At 70.8% G+C, this 3,283-nt stretch carries 1 protein-coding gene and 1 pseudogene; both read right to left on the bottom strand.

Annotated elements, in window-relative coordinates; genetic code table 11:
* Positions 1 to 946: pseudogene (locus ABZ319_RS40265) on the bottom strand (hypothetical protein); the annotation flags it as partial.
* A 49-nt stretch (positions 947 to 995) separates the two neighbouring features.
* On the bottom strand, positions 996 to 3,283 hold a 2,288-nt coding region (locus ABZ319_RS40260), incomplete at its 5' end, for an ATP-binding cassette domain-containing protein (protein WP_354991857.1).

Genomic DNA, 3,283 nt, shown 5'->3' with positions numbered 1-3,283 from the left:
CTGCCGGTGACTGCGCGGGCGCGGCGGGAGCCTGCGGCGCGGCGGGAGCCGCACCCTGCCCCGCCGAGTCCCCTTGCCGGGCACCGGATTCCGCGAGACCCTCGGCCAGTTCGCTGTCGTTCACCAGCAGATGCGTCGCCCCGAGCACCAGCGCGTGCATCGGGTGATCGGCCACCTGGAACCGGTGCCCGAGATGGTTCTGGAACGCCAGTCGAATGGCGTCGTTGAAGCAGACGTTGCCCGCCAGCAGCACGGTCGAGGTGTCGGCCCCCACCGCCCGCGCGGCCGCCATGACCTCGATGACCACGTTGTCCGCGGCGCGCGCCTGGTGCAGCGCCTCGGGCGTGATGCGCACGCTCACCGATTCGGTGGGCTGTTCGTCGTCACCGTCCACCGCCACGACCAGGCATTCGCGGCCGTCGGAGTAGACGCCGGTGGCCCCGACCGCGGGACCCCGCCCGGGCGCGCGCACGAGCCCGAGTGCCCGCACGTAGCCGGACATGGCCACCGATTCGGGCAGCGGTTCGGCGACGACCCCGAGCTGCTCGACCAGCCGCATGAACTCCTCGACCTTGGCGTCGGGCCAGTCGTCCGGGAACGGCACCGCGACAACGTCCGCCTGACCGCCGAGGTGTTTGACGATCTCGGCCAGCGGATTGTGCAGGCGCGCGCGGAAGACCAGGTCGGCGGGCCAGGTCGCCCCGGCCACCACGATCTGCGGATGCCCGAGGATGTCGCGCACATCGGAGATGGCGATGCCGACGTCCGGGCGCCGGTCCACCCCGGCGGTGTGCAGGCGGCCGGAGGCGTCCGCCAGCAGATAGGCGGGCGGTGTGTAGGTGCCCTCGACCTGGACCGGGCGGATCGGCGCGCCACCGCCGCCGGCGGCGACCGAGACCACGTCCCAGCCGAGATGCACTGCCCCTACTCGAGCTGTCACAGCCATCAGTGTGCCTGCTCGCGCAGCGAAGCGCGCGGCTGCCCGCTCGCAGTGCTCACGCCGCCGTCTTCTTCAAACGCAGCCGGGACCAGGTGAGCAGCGAGAACAGCACGGTGAGCACCACCAGCATGCCGATGTCGAGGTACCAGATGCCGGACTCGTGCTTCCACAGCGCATCGGGCTGCGCGCTGGCGAACAGGTCCCGGATGTTGATGGTGGACGCTCCGGAGGCATACCCCCAGCGAGCCGGGAACAGCCACGAAACCTGTTCCAGCACAACGCGGCCCGTGACCGGGATCATGCCGCCGGCCATGACCAGCTGGCACATGATGGTGACGACCAGCAGCGGCATCACCTGTTCGTTGGACTTGGCCAGGGTGGACAGCAACAGACCCACCACCACGCAGGTGACGGCCGTCAACGCGATGTCGATGTACAGCTCGGCGCTGCCCGCCGACAGCACCACGCCGGGCCCGGGCCGCTTCTTGCCCGCCAGCACGATGCCCATCATGACCGCGGCCTGCAGCAGTGCCGCGAGACTGAACACGACGACCTTGGACATCAGGTACGCGCCCGACCCCAGGCCGACGGCGCGCTCGCGGTAGTAGATGGCGCGCTCGCCCACCAGATCGCGGACGGTCAGCGTCGAGCCCATGAAGCAGGCGCCCAGGATCAGCACCACCAGCAGCTGTTGCGCCTCGCTGCCGCCCGTGTTCACGAACGACCCGTCCGGCATCTGGGTGAAGCCGCCCTTCTGGAAGCCGTTCTTGCCCGGCACCACCAGGGAGAGCCCGCCCAGGACGAACGGCAGGATCAGCAGGAAGGCGAGATACCCGCGATCGGCGAAGATGAGCCGTATCTGCCGGCGCGACAGTGTCGAGAATTGTTTGAAGGAACTCGATTTCGGCGGCTTGGCGCGCTGGCCCTGCTGCACGGCCGGCGGCGCGGGCGCGAAGGCTTGCCGGGAGCGGTAATTGGCGAAGGCGCGGTCGGGATCCTCGGCGACGCGGGCGAAGATCTCGGCCCAGTCGCTGGTGCCGAGGAAGTCGCGCACGCTGCCCGGATGCCCGGCGAACGCGGTCTTGCCGCCCGGCGCCAGCAGCAGCACCTGGTCGCACATGTCAAGGCAGGCAACCGAATGCGTGACCACGATGACCGTGCGCCCGGCGTCGGCCAGCTCGCGCAGCATGGTCATGACCTGACGGTCCAGCGCCGGATCCAGGCCGGAGGTGGGCTCGTCGAGGATGAGCAGCGACGGGCCGGTGAGCAGTTCCATGGCCACCGAGGCGCGTTTGCGCTGACCGCCGGAGAGGCGATCGACGCGGGTGTCGGCGTGCTGGGTGAGCGAAAGCTCGTCCAGCACACCGTCGATGACGCGCTTGCGGTCGGCCTTGGTGGTGTCGGGGGGCAGCCGCAGCTGGGCGGCGAAGCCCAGCGCCTGCTTGACGGTGAGCTGCCGGTGCAGCACGTCGTCCTGCGGCACCATGCCGATGCGGGAGCGCAGCGCTTCGTATTCGGCGTGCAGGCCGCGGCCCTCGAAGGTGACCACGCCTGCCGAGGGCTGGGTGTTGCCCGCGATGAGCTTGGACAGCGTCGATTTGCCCGCGCCCGAGGGCCCGATGAGCGCGGTCAGGGTGCCGCGCCCGGCCTGCAGGTTCACATCGACCAGCAGCTGTTTGTTGCCCTCGACGGTGAAACTGACCCCGTGCACGTGCAGGCCCTGCTCGGCGACCGGCCGCTGCCGGTGGACGAGAGTGCCCTCCTGGACGACGAAGTCGATGTTGCCGATGGTGACGATGTCGCGTTCGCGCAGCGCGGTGCGCTGTTCGCGGCGGCCGTTGACGAAGGTGCCGTTGGCCGAGCCCAGGTCCTCGATCGCCAGATTGCCGCGGTCCGAGACGAGGCGGGCATGACGGCGCGAGGCCAGCGGATCATTGACGACGATCTCGTTGTCGCTGGTCCGGCCGATGTGCAAGCCGTTGGCGGGAATTCGATCCGCGCGTGCGGCGGGACCGGTGCCCGCGCGGGCGCGCACCGGGGGCGTGGCGGCGATGGTCGCCTTGGCCGTCATGTTCAGATTGGCCGGGGCGTCCGGGTGCAAAGGCAGCGGCGCCGAGGGCATTCCAGCCGAGGGCAGCGGATTGGCCGGCGTCGGGGGCCGCTGCACCGGCTGCTGCGCCGAATGCGGCGGGCGCTGCTGCACCGGCTGTTGCGGATGCGCGGGCGTGGGCGGCCGATGCTGGGCCGGGGGCCGGTACTGCGGCTGCTGTGGCGGCCGCTGCTGCGGCTGACCGTGCGACGGTGTCGGCGGCCGCTGGGGCGCCGGCGGCCGGTACTGCGGCG

Source organism: Nocardia sp. NPDC005978, assembly GCF_040614455.1.
Classification (GTDB): domain Bacteria; phylum Actinomycetota; class Actinomycetes; order Mycobacteriales; family Mycobacteriaceae; genus Nocardia.
Note: the sequence above shows the minus strand (reverse complement) of the source record. Positions and strands in the feature narration are given on the sequence as shown.